16 protein-coding genes are annotated in these 16,334 nt (G+C 70.8%); 2 read left to right on the top strand and 14 right to left on the bottom strand.

The genetic code is table 11. The features are described 5' to 3' along the window. Positions 1 to 399: 399 nt before the first annotated feature. Positions 400 to 1,758, top strand: a complete 1,359-nt coding sequence (pafA, locus tag E1287_RS17570) for a Pup--protein ligase (RefSeq protein ID WP_131966023.1) — start codon at positions 400 to 402, stop codon at positions 1,756 to 1,758. Positions 1,759 to 1,917: 159 nt separating this feature from the next. After that, a complete protein-coding gene (locus E1287_RS17565; protein ID WP_243719140.1) occupies positions 1,918 to 2,892 on the top strand; it encodes an SDR family NAD(P)-dependent oxidoreductase in 975 nt (324 codons plus the stop codon). 274 nt (positions 2,893 to 3,166) lie between these two features. Here the strand turns inward: E1287_RS17565 and E1287_RS17560 are convergent, their stop codons facing one another. The 14 genes from E1287_RS17560 to E1287_RS17495 form a co-directional block, all read right to left on the bottom strand. Then, on the bottom strand, positions 3,167 to 4,474 hold the full coding sequence (locus tag E1287_RS17560; protein ID WP_131966022.1) for an amidohydrolase/deacetylase family metallohydrolase: 1,308 nt from the start codon (positions 4,472 to 4,474) through the stop codon (positions 3,167 to 3,169). A 31-nt stretch (positions 4,475 to 4,505) separates the two neighbouring features. Beyond that, positions 4,506 to 4,991 carry a RidA family protein gene (locus tag E1287_RS17555; protein WP_131966021.1) on the bottom strand — a complete coding sequence of 162 codons (486 nt, stop codon included), beginning with the start codon at positions 4,989 to 4,991 and terminating at the stop codon, positions 4,506 to 4,508. Positions 4,992 to 5,083: 92 nt separating this feature from the next. Then, positions 5,084 to 6,679 carry an aminotransferase class V-fold PLP-dependent enzyme gene (locus E1287_RS17550; RefSeq protein WP_207934276.1) on the bottom strand — a complete coding sequence of 532 codons (1,596 nt, stop codon included), beginning with the start codon at positions 6,677 to 6,679 and terminating at the stop codon, positions 5,084 to 5,086. A gap of 279 nt (positions 6,680 to 6,958) precedes the next feature. After that, complete coding sequence (locus E1287_RS17545) at positions 6,959 to 7,921, bottom strand: LysR family transcriptional regulator (RefSeq protein ID WP_131966020.1); 963 nt, start codon at positions 7,919 to 7,921, stop codon at positions 6,959 to 6,961. Between the two features lie 140 nt (positions 7,922 to 8,061). Next, positions 8,062 to 8,415, bottom strand: coding sequence for a hypothetical protein (locus tag E1287_RS17540; RefSeq protein ID WP_131966019.1), 354 nt, complete (start codon positions 8,413 to 8,415; stop codon positions 8,062 to 8,064). Then, entirely contained in the window at positions 8,405 to 9,295 is an 891-nt protein-coding gene (locus tag E1287_RS17535; protein ID WP_131966018.1) for an ABC transporter ATP-binding protein, read from the bottom strand. Before E1287_RS17535 ends, E1287_RS17540 begins: the two co-directional genes overlap by 11 nt. After that, positions 9,292 to 10,191, bottom strand: a complete 900-nt coding sequence (locus E1287_RS17530; RefSeq protein WP_131966017.1) for an ABC transporter permease — start codon at positions 10,189 to 10,191, stop codon at positions 9,292 to 9,294. Before E1287_RS17530 ends, E1287_RS17535 begins: the two co-directional genes overlap by 4 nt. After that, positions 10,188 to 10,994 carry an ABC transporter permease gene (locus E1287_RS17525; RefSeq protein ID WP_243719136.1) on the bottom strand — a complete coding sequence of 269 codons (807 nt, stop codon included), beginning with the start codon at positions 10,992 to 10,994 and terminating at the stop codon, positions 10,188 to 10,190. The genes E1287_RS17530 and E1287_RS17525 overlap by 4 nt, the downstream gene beginning before the upstream one ends. A 26-nt stretch (positions 10,995 to 11,020) precedes the next feature. Further along, entirely contained in the window at positions 11,021 to 12,157 is a 1,137-nt protein-coding gene (locus tag E1287_RS17520) for an ABC transporter substrate-binding protein (RefSeq protein ID WP_131966015.1), read from the bottom strand. Positions 12,158 to 12,160: 3 nt separating this feature from the next. Then, positions 12,161 to 13,129 (bottom strand): sugar kinase, encoded by a 969-nt coding sequence (locus E1287_RS17515; protein ID WP_131966014.1) that lies wholly within the window; start codon positions 13,127 to 13,129, stop codon positions 12,161 to 12,163. Between the two features lie 3 nt (positions 13,130 to 13,132). Continuing rightward, positions 13,133 to 13,792, bottom strand: a complete 660-nt coding sequence (locus tag E1287_RS17510; RefSeq protein WP_131966013.1) for an RraA family protein — start codon at positions 13,790 to 13,792, stop codon at positions 13,133 to 13,135. Between the two features lie 177 nt (positions 13,793 to 13,969). Next, a complete protein-coding gene (locus E1287_RS17505) occupies positions 13,970 to 14,932 on the bottom strand; it encodes a LysR family transcriptional regulator (RefSeq protein ID WP_131966012.1) in 963 nt (320 codons plus the stop codon). A 97-nt stretch (positions 14,933 to 15,029) separates the two neighbouring features. Then, positions 15,030 to 15,518 (bottom strand): 2,4'-dihydroxyacetophenone dioxygenase family protein, encoded by a 489-nt coding sequence (locus E1287_RS17500; RefSeq protein WP_243719134.1) that lies wholly within the window; start codon positions 15,516 to 15,518, stop codon positions 15,030 to 15,032. 36 nt (positions 15,519 to 15,554) lie between these two features. Then, positions 15,555 to 16,283 carry an SDR family oxidoreductase gene (locus tag E1287_RS17495; protein WP_131966010.1) on the bottom strand — a complete coding sequence of 243 codons (729 nt, stop codon included), beginning with the start codon at positions 16,281 to 16,283 and terminating at the stop codon, positions 15,555 to 15,557. Between the last annotated feature and the right edge of the window lie 51 nt (positions 16,284 to 16,334).

Raw genomic sequence — 16,334 nt, 5'->3', positions numbered from 1 at the left:
AATCCTGTCTCATTGCTCGGCGGGGCGTGAGCGCTTGAGGTGCGGGGGCGTCATCTCGGACGAGAACTGCGATGGGACCTTAGAGTCGTCCGCAGGGCGGTAGTGAAGGCCCTCGCCGGAGCGTGTCATCGGGTTGGAGGGGACAGGCGTCGGAGTTTCTCACTGAGGCTGGCGGTTCGGCGTGCCTGAGGAGCCATGGGAGGCTTCGCGGGTCCAGGTTGAACCTGTTGAGGAATTCGGCCAGGAACTCGTCTGCCACCTGTCAGTGACGGCTGCCGCTGGGAGCCCGTCATGATCGGCCAGGTCACGGAGCGACCGGACTTTCACCGCCGGTGCACGGCGGTTGAACAGAGGCTTCAGGGACTGCCAACCGGGCTTCGGGCCGCATACGCTCGCGGTGTGGACCGGCGCATTTTCGGGCTTGAGAACGAGTACGGCATCACCTGCACTTTCCGCGGGCAGCGGCGGTTGTCACCCGATGAGGTGGCGCGCTATCTGTTCCGCCAGGTCGTCTCGTGGGGCCGCAGTAGCAACGTGTTCCTGCGCAACGGCGCCCGGCTGTATCTGGACGTGGGAAGCCACCCCGAGTACTCCACGCCTGAATGCGACAGCGTCGTGGATCTGGTGACGCATGACAAGGCGGGCGAGCGGATTCTGGAGGGGCTGCTGGTCGACGCCGAGCGGCGCCTTCGCGAGGAGGGCATCGCCGGCGACATCTATCTGTTCAAGAACAACACCGACTCGGCCGGCAACTCCTACGGCTGTCACGAGAACTACTGCGTCGGCCGCCAAGGCGAGTTCGGCCGCCTGACCGACGCGTTGATCCCGTACCTGGTCACCCGGCAGATCATCTGCGGCGCCGGCAAGGTGCTGCAGACTCCGCGCGGCGCGGTGTTCTGCGTGTCGCAGCGGGCCGAGCACATCTGGGAGGGCGTGTCCTCGGCGACCACCCGCTCCCGGCCGATCATCAATACCCGGGACGAGCCGCACGGTGACGCCGAGCGGTTCCGCCGGCTGCATGTGATCGTGGGCGACTCCAACATGAGTGAGACCACGATGCTGCTCAAGGTCGGCGCCACTGACCTGGTGCTGCGGATGATCGAGGCCGGGGTGGTGATGCGCGACCTGACGCTGGAGAACCCGGTCCGGGCGATCCGCGAGGTCAGCCACGACATGACCGGCCGCCGCAAGGTACGTCTGGCCAACGGCCGCGAGGCCAGTTCGCTGGAGATCCAGAAGGAGTACTTCGGCAAGGCCAAGGACTTCGTCGACCGGCGCGGCGGTGACGAGACCGCCAAGCGCGTCCTGGACCTGTGGGAGCGGACGCTGCGGGCGGTGGAGACCGGCGACCTGGACCTGGTCTCGCGGGAGATCGACTGGGTGACCAAGTACCAGCTGATCGAGCGCTATCGCCGCAAACACGACCTGCCGCTGTCGTCCCCGCGGGTGGCGCAGCTCGACCTGGCTTACCACGACGTGCACCGTGACCGCGGGCTCTACTACCTGCTGGAGAAGCGCGGCTCGGTGGAGCGGGTCACCAACGATCTGGCGATCTTCGAGGCCAAGTCCGTCCCGCCGCAGACGACGCGGGCGCGGCTGCGCGGGGAGTTCATCCGCAAGGCGCAGGAGAAGCACCGCGATTTCACCGTCGACTGGGTCCACCTGAAGCTGAACGACCAGGCCCAGCGCACCGTCCTGTGCAAGGACCCGTTCCGTTCGGTCGACGAGCGCGTCGACAAACTCATCGCCGGCATGTGACACCCGGAGCGCAGGGGGAGCGGGTGCAGGTGCTCCTGGCGGAGCGCGAACATGCAGTGGCCGGAGGAGCAGGAGGCCTACTTGCGCGACCTTCCGACACGGTGGCCACGGGCGATGAGCGGGTAGCACGTTCATCGGGCTTCCCGCCTGGTGATCGCCATGCGGGCCGGTGCGCGGCGGAAATTCCATGAGAATTCCACCACGACCGTGCCCTGGCCGAACCCGTCATTGAAGCTCGGCGCCATCTTCTATGCGATCGTCGCCGGGCTCGAGCGCACCCTCCGACTTCTTGATGGAGCGTGGTCGCCAAGTGATGCTCGGGATATGACCCGCTTTAGCTTGGAAGGAATTACCGCACTGGTCACCGGAGCGTCCCGAGGCATCGGCCGCGCCGTGGCCTTGGCCTATGCCGATGCCGGCGCACATGTCATCCTCACCTCACGAGATCACCAGGAACTGGAGGGAGTCGCCGGGCACATCCGCGACCTGGGCGGCACAGTCGGCGTGTATCGGTGTGACGTCACCGATCCCGAGCACGTCGCCGACGTGATCACCACCGCCATCGACGAACACGACGGTATCGACGTCGTGGTCAACAACGCGGGCGGTGCCGACCACGTCGGACCCTTCACCGAGCTGACCGCCGCCGATTGGGAGCAGGCGATGGCGGTCAACTTCAACTCCATTGTCAGCGTCTGCCGTGCGGTGGCGCCGCACATGCTGGACCGCCGATCCGGCTCGGTGATCAACATGGTGTCGGTCGCGGGCACCGCCGGCATCCCGATGGCCTCTCACTACAGCGCGGGCAAGGCGGCCGCGATCTCCCTCACCAAGACCTTGGCGGTGGAGTGGGCCCCACGCGGAGTGCGCGTGAACGCGCTCGCGCCGGGCTGGACCGACACCTACCTGACTCGGCTGTTCACCTCCGAGGAAGTCGTCTCCGAGACCATCATCGCGGCCGTGCCCGCTGGGCGATGGGGCACCGTCGACGATGTGACCGGGCCTGCAGTCTTCTTGGCCAGTGATGCCTCGGCCTTCATCACCGGCCACACCCTGCTGGTGGACGGCGGGTGGAGCGCGGACGCGTGTCAGGGCCTGCGCAGCATGATGGCCGGAGGGCGTGCTCCTCTCTGACCTGCCAAGGTGGGCTTCTTTACGATTCAGGGCGCGCGGCCCGCGATCGTGAGTTTCGGACGCCGTGGCTTTCCGTGATAGCGACGGGCCATTGTTGTCTTTGCTGGAAGCCGTGTCACGTGGTGTTCGCCCGACGGCGTTTGATGTCGCGCCGCCGGAGTTTAGGAATCCGCCGGGAGAGCCTTTCCTGGACGCACTCCCGACTATCGGGTGCGCATTGTGAGGGGCGGTACGCCAGGGCCTTGATCTGGCGTACCGCCCCTTGTCGGGTTTGTTAGTGCGTGTGCGGGCGTCCCGTCAGGCGGCTCGGGTCCGGTGTCCATTTCTGGGCGGCCTTGCCGTTCAGGTCCCAGACCACCTTTCCGGCGCGGACCGTCAGCTCGGTGGACAGCTTCCGCTTGCCGTCGATGCGGAAGCCGAAGCTGTCGACGAAACCGAACGTGCCCTTGTCGAGCGTGAACACCGCGATGTCAGCCGGTGCGCCCACCGAGAGGTTGCCCAGGTCGGGCCGCTGGATCGCCTTAGCGGGCACCCAGGTCGAGGCGTTGACGACGTCCTTCAGCGGCATGCCCAGCGCCATGAACTTCGACATGATGTTGGACTGGTCCTTCATCCCGGCGTTCATGCTGGTGATGTGCAGGTCGGTGGAGATGACGTCGGGGGTGAAGCCCTCCTTCATCGCCGGGACGGCCACGTCGTAGGCGAAGCTGCCGCCGCCATGGCCCACGTCGAACAGCACGCCGCGGTCACGGCCCTTCTTCATGCCCGGGTTGAGCTTGCCGTCCGGGCCCAGCTCGCCGCGCAGCCCGGAGTAGGCGTGCGAGTAGATGTCGCCGGGACGGAGCTTCTCGGTGAGCAGCGTCTCCAGCGGGCGCTCCGGACGGTTGGCGCCGAAGTCGACCATCACCGGGATGCCCGCCGCGTCGCCCGCCTTGACGGAGTTCTCGACGGCCGTCCACTCCGGTCCCTCGTAGTGCGCCGTCTTGATGCCGACGATCGTGCCCGGGTGCTGCTCGGCCTTCGCCGCGGCCGGCGCCGGGTCCATGTCCTTGAGGTCCTGCTCGTACCTGCCGCCCGCCATGCCCTCGCCGACGATGTTGAGAAAGGCGAGGACGCGGGTCTGGGAGCGGTCGATGACGTTCTTCTTGAACAGGTCGAAGCTCTTCGCGCCCGAGGAGCCGGCGTCCACCGCGGTCGTGACGCCGGAGCGGAAGGTGAAGCCGTCGGGCGCCACGCCGGACCAGCCGTTCCGGTAGGCGCCCTCCGGGCCGGGGAAGAGGTGGGCGTGCAGGTCGATGAGGCCCGGGGTGACGACCTTCCCGGACGCGTCGACGGTCTTCTTCGCGGCCGCGGCGTCGATCCGCCTCGCGACCTTGGCGATCTTCCCGTCCTTGACGGCGACGTCGCGGACGGCGTCGAGGCGGTTCTTCGGGTCGACGACATGGCCGCGCTGGATGACGAGGTCGTAGGCTTCGGCGGCGGACGGCGCGCCGCCGGGGACGAGGGCGCCGAGGGAGGCGCCGAGGGCCAGGGTGAGGGTGGCGGGAAGGATCCGCCGGCGGAATCGGTCTCTCGCGTGCATCCGGACTCCAGTTCTCAGCTGACGGCGGCGCTCATCTGACGGCGATGCAGTCGATCTCGACGAGCGAGTCGCCGGGGATGCCCGCCGCGGCGGCGATGGTGGTGCGCACGCCGGGCTCGCGGCCCCAGCGGCCGCGGAAGACCTCGTTCATGCCGTCGTAGTCGTCCAGCGAGTTGAGGTAGACGTTGACCTTCAGCACCTTCTCCATGGAGGAGCCGACGGACTCCAGGTAGCGCTCGACCTCGTTGAGGACGTGGTCGGTGTGGGCGCGGATGTCGCCCTCGAAGTGCGCCCCGATGCCGGAGATGTAGACCATGTCGCCGTACGTGACGATCGGGCTGAACAGCGGGTTCTGCGGCGGCTCCCCGCCGCCCGGGTAGTGGACCTCCTTGCGCGGACGGCGGCCGCGCCCGCCGTCGGCCGCCGCCGGGCCGGCGCCCGCCACGATCGGTACGGCGGCGACGGCGGCCACTGTCGGGGCCTTGCGGATGAAGTCCCGTCGGTTCGAGGACGACACGGTTCCTCCAGAGTTGCTGGGGTGAGACAGGGTTCAGTGCATGACGTGCAAAGGTGCGGACGTGCAAAGGAGCGCGGGGGCGGGCGTGGTCGTCAGGACTTGCGGGTGGCGGTCCAGGACGCGCCCAGGTATTCGCCCATGTTGAGCTTGCCGCTGATGCGGTCGCCCTTGAGCGTGCCGGTGAAGGTGAAGCTGAGCGCGTCGCCGTGCTCCTCGCCGTAGTAGCTGCGGACGGTCACCTCCGCGCCGCTGACGGTGCCGGTCGCCGGACGGCTGACGAACTCGCCCCGGTGGGTGCCGGTGATCTTCGCGCCGTCCTGGGTCAGCTTCAGCTCGTGCGCGGTGGACGTGCTGGCCGTGTACTTGATCTCCAGCGCCCAGGTGCCGCTCGCGTCGACGGTCGGCGGCTTGGGCGGCTCGGGCGCCGGAGGCGGGTCCCTGAGCAGTTTCACGATCTCGCGGGCGATGGTCCGCGCGTCGCCGGGCTCCAGCATGTACGGGGTGATGGACACGCCGGACTGCGCCGGGTCGCCGCCGCGCGCGGCGTTGATGGCGATGCGCGGCTCGCCGTCCCACAGGGTGTCCACGATGGTCTGGCCCGTGACGCCCTGCTTCTCGGCGTCCCACAGGACGGTCAGCGACGGGGTCCGGTTGGAGAGCCCCTCCGGCTGGACGATCTTCGTGGTCACGCCGCGGACCACCGAGACGCGGCGGGCGATGTCCTTCAGCCATGAGGTCCACGTCGCGTACTCGGCCCTGTGGTCGCGCTGCACCCACATCTCCACGGCGGCGAGCATCCCCATCGCCTCCTCCTTGCCCACCTTGAACCCGCGGGCCCAGCCGTGGTGCGGCGCGCTGTGCACCCAGGCGGCCCGGACGAGGTCCTCGCGGCCGAGCAGGATGCCGGCCGACTGCGGTCCGCGCAGGCACTTGCCGCCGCTGTAGGCCACGAGGTCGGCGCCCCGCGCCAGGTGGACGTTCGGGATGGTGAGGATCTCCGCGGCGGCGTCGACCAGCACCGGCACGTTCGCGGCGTGGGCGATCTGCGCGATCGTCTTCGTGTCGAGCTCGCTCTCGTCGACGCGGGGCATGGCGAAGATGTAGACGAGCGCGGTCTGCGGCCCGAGGGCCTTCTTCAGCTGTTCGCGGGTCTCCACCTCGACGACCTTGAGCCCCGTGGCGCTGATGGCGGCCTCGTACACGTTCCTGGAGTGCTTCGGGATGATCGCTTCGGTCTTCGTGAAGCCGGTCAGGTCGGGCAGCTGGACGTGGAGGTCGGGGTTGCCGCCGGCGACGCACGCGGCGCTCGCGTGGCCCAGCGCCGCGGACGCGCCGGAGCTGACCATCCCGAACTCGGCCTTGGTCAGCTCGGCCAGGCGCTTTCCGATGGCGTCGGCGAGCTCGTCCAGCTGGACGTACTTACGCGCCGCCCTGTCGATGGCGTCGCGCACCTCGGGCAGCATCAGCGACCCGGACAGGACGGTGTACGTGCCGCGTCCGTTGATCAGCGGGCGCACGCCGATCGCTTCGTAGCCGCCCTTCGGGCCCTTCGCGGCGGCGCGGGCGGGTGTGCCGCCGTTCGGCGCCGCCACCGCCTCGCCGCCCAGAAGCGGTCCCAGGGTCAGTGCGCCGCCGGCGGCCGCGCCGCGCCCGAGCATCGTCCGCCGTGATATTCCCTCAGTTCGCATCCGGTCCACCCCAGGCGACTCGTGGTTCGTGGTGCGTCAAACGGTAAGGCGAGCGGGAGTGGTCGTTAAGCTCGTGATTCGTATGGCGGTATTCGGAGTTCGGATGCTGGCGGTCTCCTTGGAGAAGTGCATTCCTCCGGTCGTCGTAATGGCACACGAATTCCTCCTGGAACACTGAACGGTTCAGGTGCCGGTGGGTGCCGGTGCGGGTGCCGGTGCCGGCGGCGGGTGTCGGCGCCCTGGCCGGAGCGCGCCCGCGCCCGCGGGTGCCGCGGGACGTCATCCGGCGGGCTGCGGCTGTCTCTCCGGCGCGGTCAGCCTCGTGGTCCCCGCCGGGATGTCCGACACCTCGATCTCGCGGAGGAGGGTGCGGGCCGGCGGGGTCAGGGGGCTGGTCGTGCTCCAGTGGACCGCGACGCGGCGGCCGCAGGGGACGTCGAGGCGGCGGGCCACCACACCGTCCGTGTCGGCGGTGGCGACGGCCAGGAAATTGATGACTCCGACGCCCAGGCCGCTGCGGACCAGGGAGATGAGCGTCTGCGGCTGGTTCGTGGCCTGGACGGCGTTCGGTTCGAGGCCGCGCTCATGGAAGGCGCGGTAGGGCTCGAAGGCCATCGCCTTCGCCGAGCCGAGGCGGCCGATGGTGATGACCGGGTACTTGGCGACCTCGGCCAGGGGCAGCGGCTCGGGCAGGCCGGCCAGCGGATGGTCCGGGCGGTGCACGACGATCAGCCCCTCCCGCCACAGGGGGCGGCACTCCACCGACGGCCCGGTCGGCGGCGACATGGGCCGCAGGCAGAGGTCCACCTCGCCCGCCGCAAGCGCCGCGTCCAGCTCCAGCGTGGAGCGCTCCACCAGGATCACCTTGATCGCTGGACGGGTCCGCGCCATCCGCTCCAGCAGCTGCGACACGAACGCCGCGCTGGCGCTGGGATAGCTGCCGAGCGTCACCACTCCCCGCGCCGCGCCGCGGTAACCGGCCATGGCGGCCTCCGCGCCGGCGAGCTGCCGCAGGATCGTCCGGGCGTGCTCGGCGAGGACCACGCCCGCGTCGGTGAGCGACACGGGCCGGCGGTCCCGGTCGAACAGCGCGACGCCCGCCTCCCGTTCCAGGGCGGCCACGTGCATGCTCACCCGGGGCTGGGAGCGGTGGATGACCTCCGCCGCCGCGCTGAAGCTTCCGGTGTCGACGACGGTGAGGAACGAGACGAGCCATTCGAGGCGCAGATCGGTACGGAGCATGCCTTTGCTCTACCGCCGTGCCTGGCGGCGGACAATCCCGGCCTTGGTTTCGGATGGGGGCCGATCCGCATTCCGAATAGCCGTGCGGTCCGCGGCCGCCGGCGTGCTCACCATGGGTTCGGGACCTGGCCGCGGCCAGGTCAGGACCCTCGCTTCGGCGCCTCGATGCGCTTGATCCAGTATTCGCGGGCCAGTGCGTCCACCCCCGCCGGCGCGACGCCCCGCAGGTGCACGACGTGGCCGTCGGTGCCCGCGATGCGGCCGTGCTTCTGGATGCGCAGGATGTGGTACCGCTCCGGCGCGAAGCCGAGTTCCACGTCGACCGGGAAGCGGCCGCGCTCGTCGCGGTCCGCGCCGACGCCGGGGCCGACCTTGCCCCCGGCCTGGACGCTCAGCCAGATCTGGTAGGCGAGCACGATCGCGATCACCACGGCCAGCTTGCGGAGCGTGGGGCTCTTGGCGGCCCGGCGCAGCAGCGACGTCCTAGGCGGCACCGTGCTCGCCTCCCGCGTCCTTGCCGCGCCCCGCGTCCTTGCCGCGCACTCGGCCGCCCTCGGCGTCCTCGCCGTGCGCGGCGCCGCCGCCGCTGGTGTCCTCGTCCTGCGCGTTCTCGTCTCCGGCCAGCAGGTCGTTGACGCGGTTGGCGGTGCGGCGGAACTCCGGCAGCTCCGCCGTCTCCTGCCAGCGGCGCGGCCTGGGCAGTGTCACGTCCACGATCTCGCGGACCCGGCTGGGCCGCCGGGACAGCACCACGATCCGGTCGGAAAGGAACACCGCCTCGTCGACGTCGTGGGTCACGAAGAAGACCGTCGGGCGGCGCGTCTCGAAGATGCCCGTCAGGTCCTCCTGGAGCTTGCGGCGCGTCTGCGCGTCGATGCTGGCGAACGGCTCGTCCATGAGCATCACGGCCGGCTCGTTCGCCAGCACGCGGGCCACACCGAGCCGCTGTTGCATACCGCCGGACAGCTCGTGCGGGTACCTGTGCGCGAAGCCGTCGAGCCCGACGAGCTTCAGGAACTCCTCCGCCCTGGCGTTGCGCTCGGCCCGGGGGACCTTGCGCATGCGCAGCCCGAAGACCACGTTGCCCAGCACCGTCTTCCACGGGAACAGCGCGTGGCTCTGGAACACCACCCCGCGGTCCGGGCCAGGCCCGTCGACGGGACGTCCGTCGACGACGACCGTCCCGCCGGACTGCCGCACGAACCCGGCGACGATGTTCAGCACGGTCGTCTTGCCGCAGCCGCTGGGGCCCAGCACGGAGACGAACTCGCCCTCCCGCACCGCGAAGGAGACGTCGTCGATGGCCGTGACCTCCTCACCGCTGTAGGCGTCCGTGTAGACCTTGTTCAGTCGGTCGATCTTCAGCGCGGTCATCCATCCGCCTCCATCGCGCGAACCATCCCCCAGCGTTCGACGGTCGCCCGCTCGAACGGGGCCAGAATCAGGGCGTCGAGCGCGTACCAGAGCGCGCCGAGGACCGCCATGCCCAGGAACACCTGGCTGACGTCGCCGACCCGGCGGGCGTCGAACATCATGAAGCCGACGCCGCTCGTGCCGACGATGATCTCGGCGGCCACCAGCGCCCGCCAGCCGTAGCCGAGCCCGGTCCGGATGCCGCCCGCCACCGACGGCAGCGCCCCGGGCACGATCACCTCCAGGAACACCCGCAGGCGGCCGGCGCCGAGGCTGCGCGCCGCGCGGACGAGCTCGCGCGGCACCTGCTCGACCCCGGCGACGACGCTCAGCATCAGCGGGAAGACGATCGTGTAGACGAGGACGAACGTCACCGTGGTGAGGCTGAAGCCGAACCAGACGATGACGATCGGCAGCCACGCGATGTCCGCGACGGCCTGGAAGAACAGCAGGATCGGCCAGAAGGCGCGGCGCACCGCGCGGCTCATCGCCACGGCGAAGCCCAGCGGGAGCCCGATGAGCAGCCCGAAGCCGACGCCGTAGCCCAGCCGGGTCAGCGAGTCCGAGAGGTAGCCGGGCAGGATGCCCTTCTCCAGCAGCTCGCCGAGCTTGTCCACCACGGCGGGCGGGCCGACGAAGAAGGACTCGGGGAACACCTCCAGCACGTCCAGCAGCCACCACAGGGCGACGACCGGCACGAACGGCCCCAGCGTGCGGAACGTTCCGCTGCGCAGGCACCGGCGCCATATCCGCCATGCCAGGCCGCGGCGGGCCCCTCGTCCGCGCCGGCCTTGTCCGCGCCGGCCGGGACCGCGTCCCGCGTGCTTCTCCTTCGCCGGGAAGGCGGTCGAAGTCATGTGCCCTGCGCTCCCGTCATCCCCCAGCGCTCGACCGTGCGCCGCTCCAGCGGCGCCAGCAGGAGCCGGTCCATCAGCAGCCACAGCACGCCGATGATCACCATCGACGCGATGATCACGTCGGTCTGGAAGTACTTCTGCGCCTGGAACAGCGCGTATCCGAGGCCCGCGTTGCTCGCGATGATCTCGGCCGCCACCAGGCCCCGCCAGCCGTATCCGAGGCCGACCCGCAGGCCGGTGACGATGCTCGGCAGCGCGCCCGGGAGCAGGATCTCCCAGAACATCCGCAGCCGGCCCGTCCCCAGGCTGCGGGCGGCCCGCAGCAGCTCCGTCGGGATCTGCCGGACGCCGAGCATCGCGTTGTACGTCAGCGCGAAGAACATCGCGTTCCACACGATGAAGATCACGGCCCGGTCGCCGTAGCCGAACCACAGCGTCGCGATCGGGATCCAGGCGATGCCGGCGAGCGCCACCGAGAACCGCAGCAGCGGCAGGAAGAACGCCGACAGCACCCGGCTGGCCCCGAGCGCGATGCCGAACGGCAGCGCGGTGACCAGCGCCAGCGCCATCCCGATGCCCGTCCGCCGCAGGCTGGCGCCCAGATGCCGCCACAGGTCGCCGCTCGTCCACAGCTCGCCCAGCGCCCCGAGCACGTCGGTGACCTGCGGGAAGACCCGCATCGGCGCCCCCGACGCCGACACCGCGACGGCCCACGCCGCCACGAGCGCGGCGAGCGGTCCGAAGAACCACAGCGCGCCCGAGGCGGTGGAGCGGAGGCCGCGCCGCCGCGGAGGCCGCCGCACGGCCGGCCGCCTCGCGGTCGGCGCCGTCACGACGGGCACGCCTTCTCGGCCGCCGCGCGGTCGAAGGTGTAGCCGTCCTGGATCCTCGCGGACGCCGGCATCGCCGGAAGGTCCTGGAAGAGCTTCGGCTCGGCGGCCATCACCTTGAGGATCGGTCCGGGACGGAAGAGCTTGTTGACGTCGAACCCGGCCTTGACCTTCCCCTGCGCGGCCAGCAGCTGGGCGACGGTGTCGAGCGCGAGGTAGTTGCAGGCCGAGAAGCGCGGGTCGAGCTGCTTCACGTTGTGCGTCATCGCCTCGGACGCCACGGACTTCTTGATCCCGGGCAGCCACCGCGTCGCGGCATCGGCGGCCTTGGCCGGGTTCTGCCGCATCCACTGGTCGGCGGTCGCCCGCGCGGTGAGGAAGCGGCTGACGACGTCAGGGTGCTCCTGGGCGTACTTGGGGGTGGTGACGATGTAGCCGACGAACGGGATGTACCCGCCGCCGCGCAGCACCTCCTTCGCCCCGGCCACCTGCTGCGTGATGGTGATCGAGAACGGGTCCCAGACGATGGCGACGTCGATGCCGCCGGACTTGAGCGCCACCGCCATGTCCGGCGGCTCGGTGTTCACGATCGTGACGTCGGCCGCCTTCAGCCCGGCCTTCTTCAGCAGCCCGAGCAGGTACAGGTGGTTGATGGAGCCCTCGGAGACGCCGACGCGCTTGCCCCGCAGCGTCTTCAGGTCCTTGGCGTCCACCCCGGAGTCGCCCTTCGCCACCACGGCCATGGTGTCGTCGATGCTGCGCCGGCTGGCCGACCCGGTGTAGTTGCCCACCAGCACCAGGTCGAGGCCCTTCTGGGTGGCGGCGATGGCCGGCGTGCCGACCTGCACGAAGTCCACCTGGCCCGCCTGGAGCGCATTGAGCGCGTCCACGCCTGTGGGGAACGGGTCGGCGAGCTTCACGTTGAGGTTCTGGTCGTCGAAATAGCCGGCCTCGACCCCGGCCGGCAGGCCGAGCTGGTCGATGGCCGAGACGTATCCCGCGGAGACCTTGGTGGGGGCGTTCGCACCGTCGCCTGCGACGTTGTCGTCGACGGTGGATCCGCCGGAACACCCCGCGAGCATCGTCACGATGCCAGAGCAGGCCACCGCCGCGAGATGGCGTTTCGCGCGCAACATGGGTCATCTCCTGATCGGTCTGGACGGTCGGACGGGTCGGTGGCCCCCGGCGAGCACGGCGTCGACCGTGCCGCGGCGGGGGATGGGGGTGACCGCGCCGGGGCCGGTCGTGGTGAGCGCCGCCGCCACCGCCGCGTAGCGGGCGGCCTCGGGCGCCGGCGCGCCGTCCAGCAGCCGGGCCGCGAACGCGCCGTCGAAGGTGTCGCCGGCGCCGGTGGGGTCGACCTGCCGCACGGGGTGCGGGTCGATGCGGGTGACCGTGCCCTCGTGCGCCACCAGCGCGCCCTCGGCGCCCATCTTCAGCACCACGGTGGACGGGCCGCGCCGGACGAAGGCGTCCAGCACCTCCCGGGGCCCGTGCTCCCCGGTGAGGGCACGGCCCTCCGTGAGGTTCGGCAGCGCGATGTCGCACAGCTCGACGCCGCGCATGATCACGGCGCGGGCGCGCTCCGCCGGCCAGAGGGCGGGGCGGAGGTTCGGGTCGTAGCTGACCAGCGTGCCGGCCCGCCGCGCCAGCTCCATGGCGTGGAAGCCCGCGTCGCAGGCCGACGGGCTGATCGCCTGGGTGATGCCGGTGACGTGGACGAGCCGGGCCCGGCCGACGGCGTCCGCCGGGATGTCCCGCGGGGCGAGCCGGCTGGCGGGGGAGTGCGCGCGGTAGTAGACGAACCTGCTCTCCGACCGCGTCCGGGAGACGAAGTAGATGCCGGTCCGCCCGCCGGCCTCGCGCACGACGTGGTCGGTGCCGACGCCCTCCCGCTCCCACAGCCGCAGGAACGCGGCGCCGAAGTCGTCGTCTCCGATCCGGGTGACGTAGCCGGCGCGGGCGCCGGAGCGGGCCGCGGCGACGGCGAAGTTGGAGGTGTCGCCGCCGTAGCCGACGGTGAAGGCGTCGTCGCCCTCGACCGGCCGGGCGCCGTCGATGCGGGCGTTGAACTCCAGCAGGGGTTCGCCCACCGCGAGGATGTCCACGGCTCAGATCCGGCCGTGCTTCTCGAGGCCGCCGCGCAGCGAGCCCGATTCGAGGATCAGCGCCGTCTGCTCCCGCTCCCGCCGCTCGATCTCCAGCGCCGCCTCCAGCACCGCGGCGACGCTCTCCGACGGGACGCACACCACGCCGTCGGCGTCGGCGACGATGAGGTCGCCGGGGCGCACCGCGACGCCGCCCATCTCCACGGGCTCGTTGAGGGACACCGTGCGGTAGCGGCCGACCGTGGTCGCGGGGACGCTGCCGCGGGCGTAGACGGGAAAGTCCGGATAGTCGCGGCGGATCTCCTCGACGTCGCGGACGGCGCCGTCGAGCACCGCGCCGGCGACGCGGTTGGCCACGGCCCCGGCCGACATGAGGCCGCCCCACACGGCGACGTCGGCGCCGCCCGCGGCGATGCAGACGACGCTGCCCGGCGCCGACTCGTCGATGGCCCGCAGGGCGTGCGCCGGCGGGGCCGGATCGGGCGAGGGCACCTCCAGCACCGTCGCCGCCGGGCCGACGAGCCGGCCCGCGCCGGGGAGCATCTGCCGGACGCTGCCGGACAGGTAGCCGCGGCGGCCGCCCAGTTCGACCGCGTCGGCCACCGAGGCGGTGGCGACGGAACGGAACGCGGTGATGATATCCGTGGGAAGCGTCGTGGTCATGTCGTCTGGGCTCCGTTCTCTGCAAAGCGTTCCCTGCAAGGCGCCACATTCCGGAGAGGAATTTCCGGCATGGCGCGACCGGCTCGGTGACGCGGCTACAGAAACCGTAGAAGCGGATTATCGGAGCGGTTAAGGGCGGAGCTCGAATGCGGTTATTCGACAATTGGATGCCGGCGGCTATACGGCGGCCGGCATCGAGGGCGGCGCGCTGTCCGGCCAGGGCCATGCGGGCGGGGCCAGCCGGCGCAGGCTGTCCCGTACCGCCTCCACGGCGGGCGACACGCCCTCGCCCAGCCGCCACCAGGCGGCGACGACCCGCTCGAAGCCCGCCCCGGCGAGCGGGACCAGGCAGACCCCGTCGGTGTTGGCCGTGGTCATGGCGAGCGCGTTCGTGATGCCGACGCCCAGGCCGTGCCGGACCAGGGAGATCAGTGTCTGCGGCTGGTTGGTGCGTTCGCTGATCACGGGGTGCAGCCCGTGGTTGGCGAACGCGAGGTTGGTCTCGTACTGGCGGCTGTGGCCGTCGTCGCTCTCCCCGATGCTGATCACCGGCAGCCGGGCGGCCTGCGCCAGCGTCACCTCGGGCTCGCGGGCCAGCGGGTGGTCGGCCCGGAACACGGCGACGAGCGGCTCGCGCCACAGCACCTCGCTGGTCACCCGGTCGGAGTTGACCAGCGGATGCAGCGGGCGCACGGCGAGGTCGACGCCGCCGTCCGCGAGCTGCTCCCCGATCTCCAGGCTGGGGCCCTCGTGCAGCACCAGGCGCACCTGCGGATGGGTGTCCCGCAGCGCCCGCACCGCACGCGGGTACAGGTACGCCGCGACGCTCGGATAGCAGCCCAGCCGGACCGTCCCGCACACGGTCCCCGCCGCCGTCTCGGCGAGCAGGTCGAGCCGGCGGATGATCTCCTCGGCGTGCGGCAGCAGCCCGCGGCCTTCGGGGGTGAGGATGGCCGGCTGAACGGAACGGTCCACAAGCCTCCGGCCGACCAGCCGTTCCAGGGCCGCGACGTGGCTGCTGACCCGTGGCTGGGAGCGGTAGAGGGTGCGGGCGGCGGCGGAGAAGCTGCCGTGGCGGGCCACCGCCACGAAGCTCGCGATCCAGTCGATTCGGTAGTGATGCGCGCTGCTGAGGTCCATGGCCGTCCTCCCACAAGCCGAGATCGTCGAGAACGTTACCCGCGGCGCACCGATAGTTAAATGGTGCAGATGGGTCGTCCGGGGCCCCTGAGGGCCGTCAGCGGACGAACTGGTCCGCGTAGCCGGCGCCGAGGCCGTTCTTCGCGTAGTGGGCCCGGCACATGTCGATCTTCGTGAAGGTGTCCTCGTAGCCGATCTGCTCGCCGTTCTCGTCGACGTACGCCATGGCCCCGGTGATGTTGAAGAACGTGATCATCTCGGGGCAGTCCGGCGGCACCTCCAGCGTGTGGATCTCGCCGGGCGGCTCATAGACGAAATGGCCCTCCTCGGCGACCCAGTCGTGCTCGTGGTACTGCCATTTGCCCTTGAGCACGAAGCCGAAGACGACCCCCGGATGCCGGTGCCGCGAGACGATGCCGGCGGCGGTCACCTTGAGCAGGTTGCACCACTGTCCGGTCACGGTGTTGAACATCAGCGGGCGGAACCACACGTTCGGCGCCTGCGGCACCCACACCCGGTCGTCGTCGGGCACGGCGGCCACGGCGATCTCCGGCGGTACGGCGGCGGACATGGGAATGACGGCCATGGACATCGATCCTTTCCGGAGTTCAGCGAGCGGGATTCACGCGGCCAGATATCCGCCGTCGACCGCGAGCACGGCGCCGGTGATGAACGCGGCGTCGGGACCGGCGAGGAACGACACGGCGCCGGCGATGTCCGCGGGCGTGCCCCAGCGCCGCATCGGCGTACGGTCGATGATGCGGCGGCTGGTCTCGGCGCTCTCGTGCAGTTCGCGGGTCAGCCCGGTGCGGATCCACCCCGGTGCGACGGCGTTCACCCGGATGCCCTCGTCCGCCCAGGCCACGGCGAGGGACTTGGTCAGCTGCAGCACGCCGCCCTTGCTCGCGCTGTACGCCGGGACCTTGGCGCCGCCGAAGAAGCTCAGCATGGACGCGATGTTGACGATGCAGCCGCGCGCGCCGGCCAGCGCCTGGCGGGCGGCCAGGCAACTCCGCATCGTGCCGGTGAGGTTGACCCCGACGACGTCGGCGAACACCTCGGACTCGAACTCCCGGCCGCGCGCGACGACGCCGACCGCGTTGATGAGGACGTGCAGCTCGCCGAACGTGCCCAGGAACACGCGGAGATCGTCCTCCCGCCGGACGTCGAGCTCCACTCTCCGCACGTTCTCGCCCAGTTCGCGCGCGGCGCTCGCAGCGTCGAGCCCGGCGGCGACGACGTGGTCCCCGTCGGCGGCGAAACGGCCGGCGATCGCGGCGCCGATCCCGCTGGTGCCGCCGATCACCACCACGGTCCGTCCTCCGGCCCCCGCAACGCGGTCATCGTGCACGGCCGTCTCCTCCAATGTTCGGCTCCGATGCGACGGACCCGATTGAACACA

Source organism: Actinomadura sp. KC06 (genome assembly GCF_004348735.1).
Taxonomy (GTDB): domain Bacteria; phylum Actinomycetota; class Actinomycetes; order Streptosporangiales; family Streptosporangiaceae; genus Spirillospora.
Note: the sequence above shows the minus strand (reverse complement) of the source record. Positions and strands in the feature narration are given on the sequence as shown.

Coding starts and splice junctions, on each gene's coding strand:
- E1287_RS17565 (WP_243719140.1), top strand. CDS start 1,918: ATGCGGGCCGGTGCGCGGCGGAAATTCCATGAGAATTCCACCACGACC.
- E1287_RS17560 (WP_131966022.1), bottom strand. CDS start 4,474: ATGCACGCGAGAGACCGATTCCGCCGGCGGATCCTTCCCGCCACCCTC.
- E1287_RS17550 (WP_207934276.1), bottom strand. CDS start 6,679: ATGCGAACTGAGGGAATATCACGGCGGACGATGCTCGGGCGCGGCGCG.
- E1287_RS17545 (WP_131966020.1), bottom strand. CDS start 7,921: ATGCTCCGTACCGATCTGCGCCTCGAATGGCTCGTCTCGTTCCTCACC.
- E1287_RS17535 (WP_131966018.1), bottom strand. CDS start 9,295: ATGACCGCGCTGAAGATCGACCGACTGAACAAGGTCTACACGGACGCC.
- E1287_RS17530 (WP_131966017.1), bottom strand. CDS start 10,191: ATGACTTCGACCGCCTTCCCGGCGAAGGAGAAGCACGCGGGACGCGGT.
- E1287_RS17520 (WP_131966015.1), bottom strand. CDS start 12,157: ATGTTGCGCGCGAAACGCCATCTCGCGGCGGTGGCCTGCTCTGGCATC.
- E1287_RS17510 (WP_131966013.1), bottom strand. CDS start 13,792: ATGACCACGACGCTTCCCACGGATATCATCACCGCGTTCCGTTCCGTC.
- E1287_RS17505 (WP_131966012.1), bottom strand. CDS start 14,932: ATGGACCTCAGCAGCGCGCATCACTACCGAATCGACTGGATCGCGAGC.
- E1287_RS17500 (WP_243719134.1), bottom strand. CDS start 15,518: ATGGCCGTCATTCCCATGTCCGCCGCCGTACCGCCGGAGATCGCCGTG.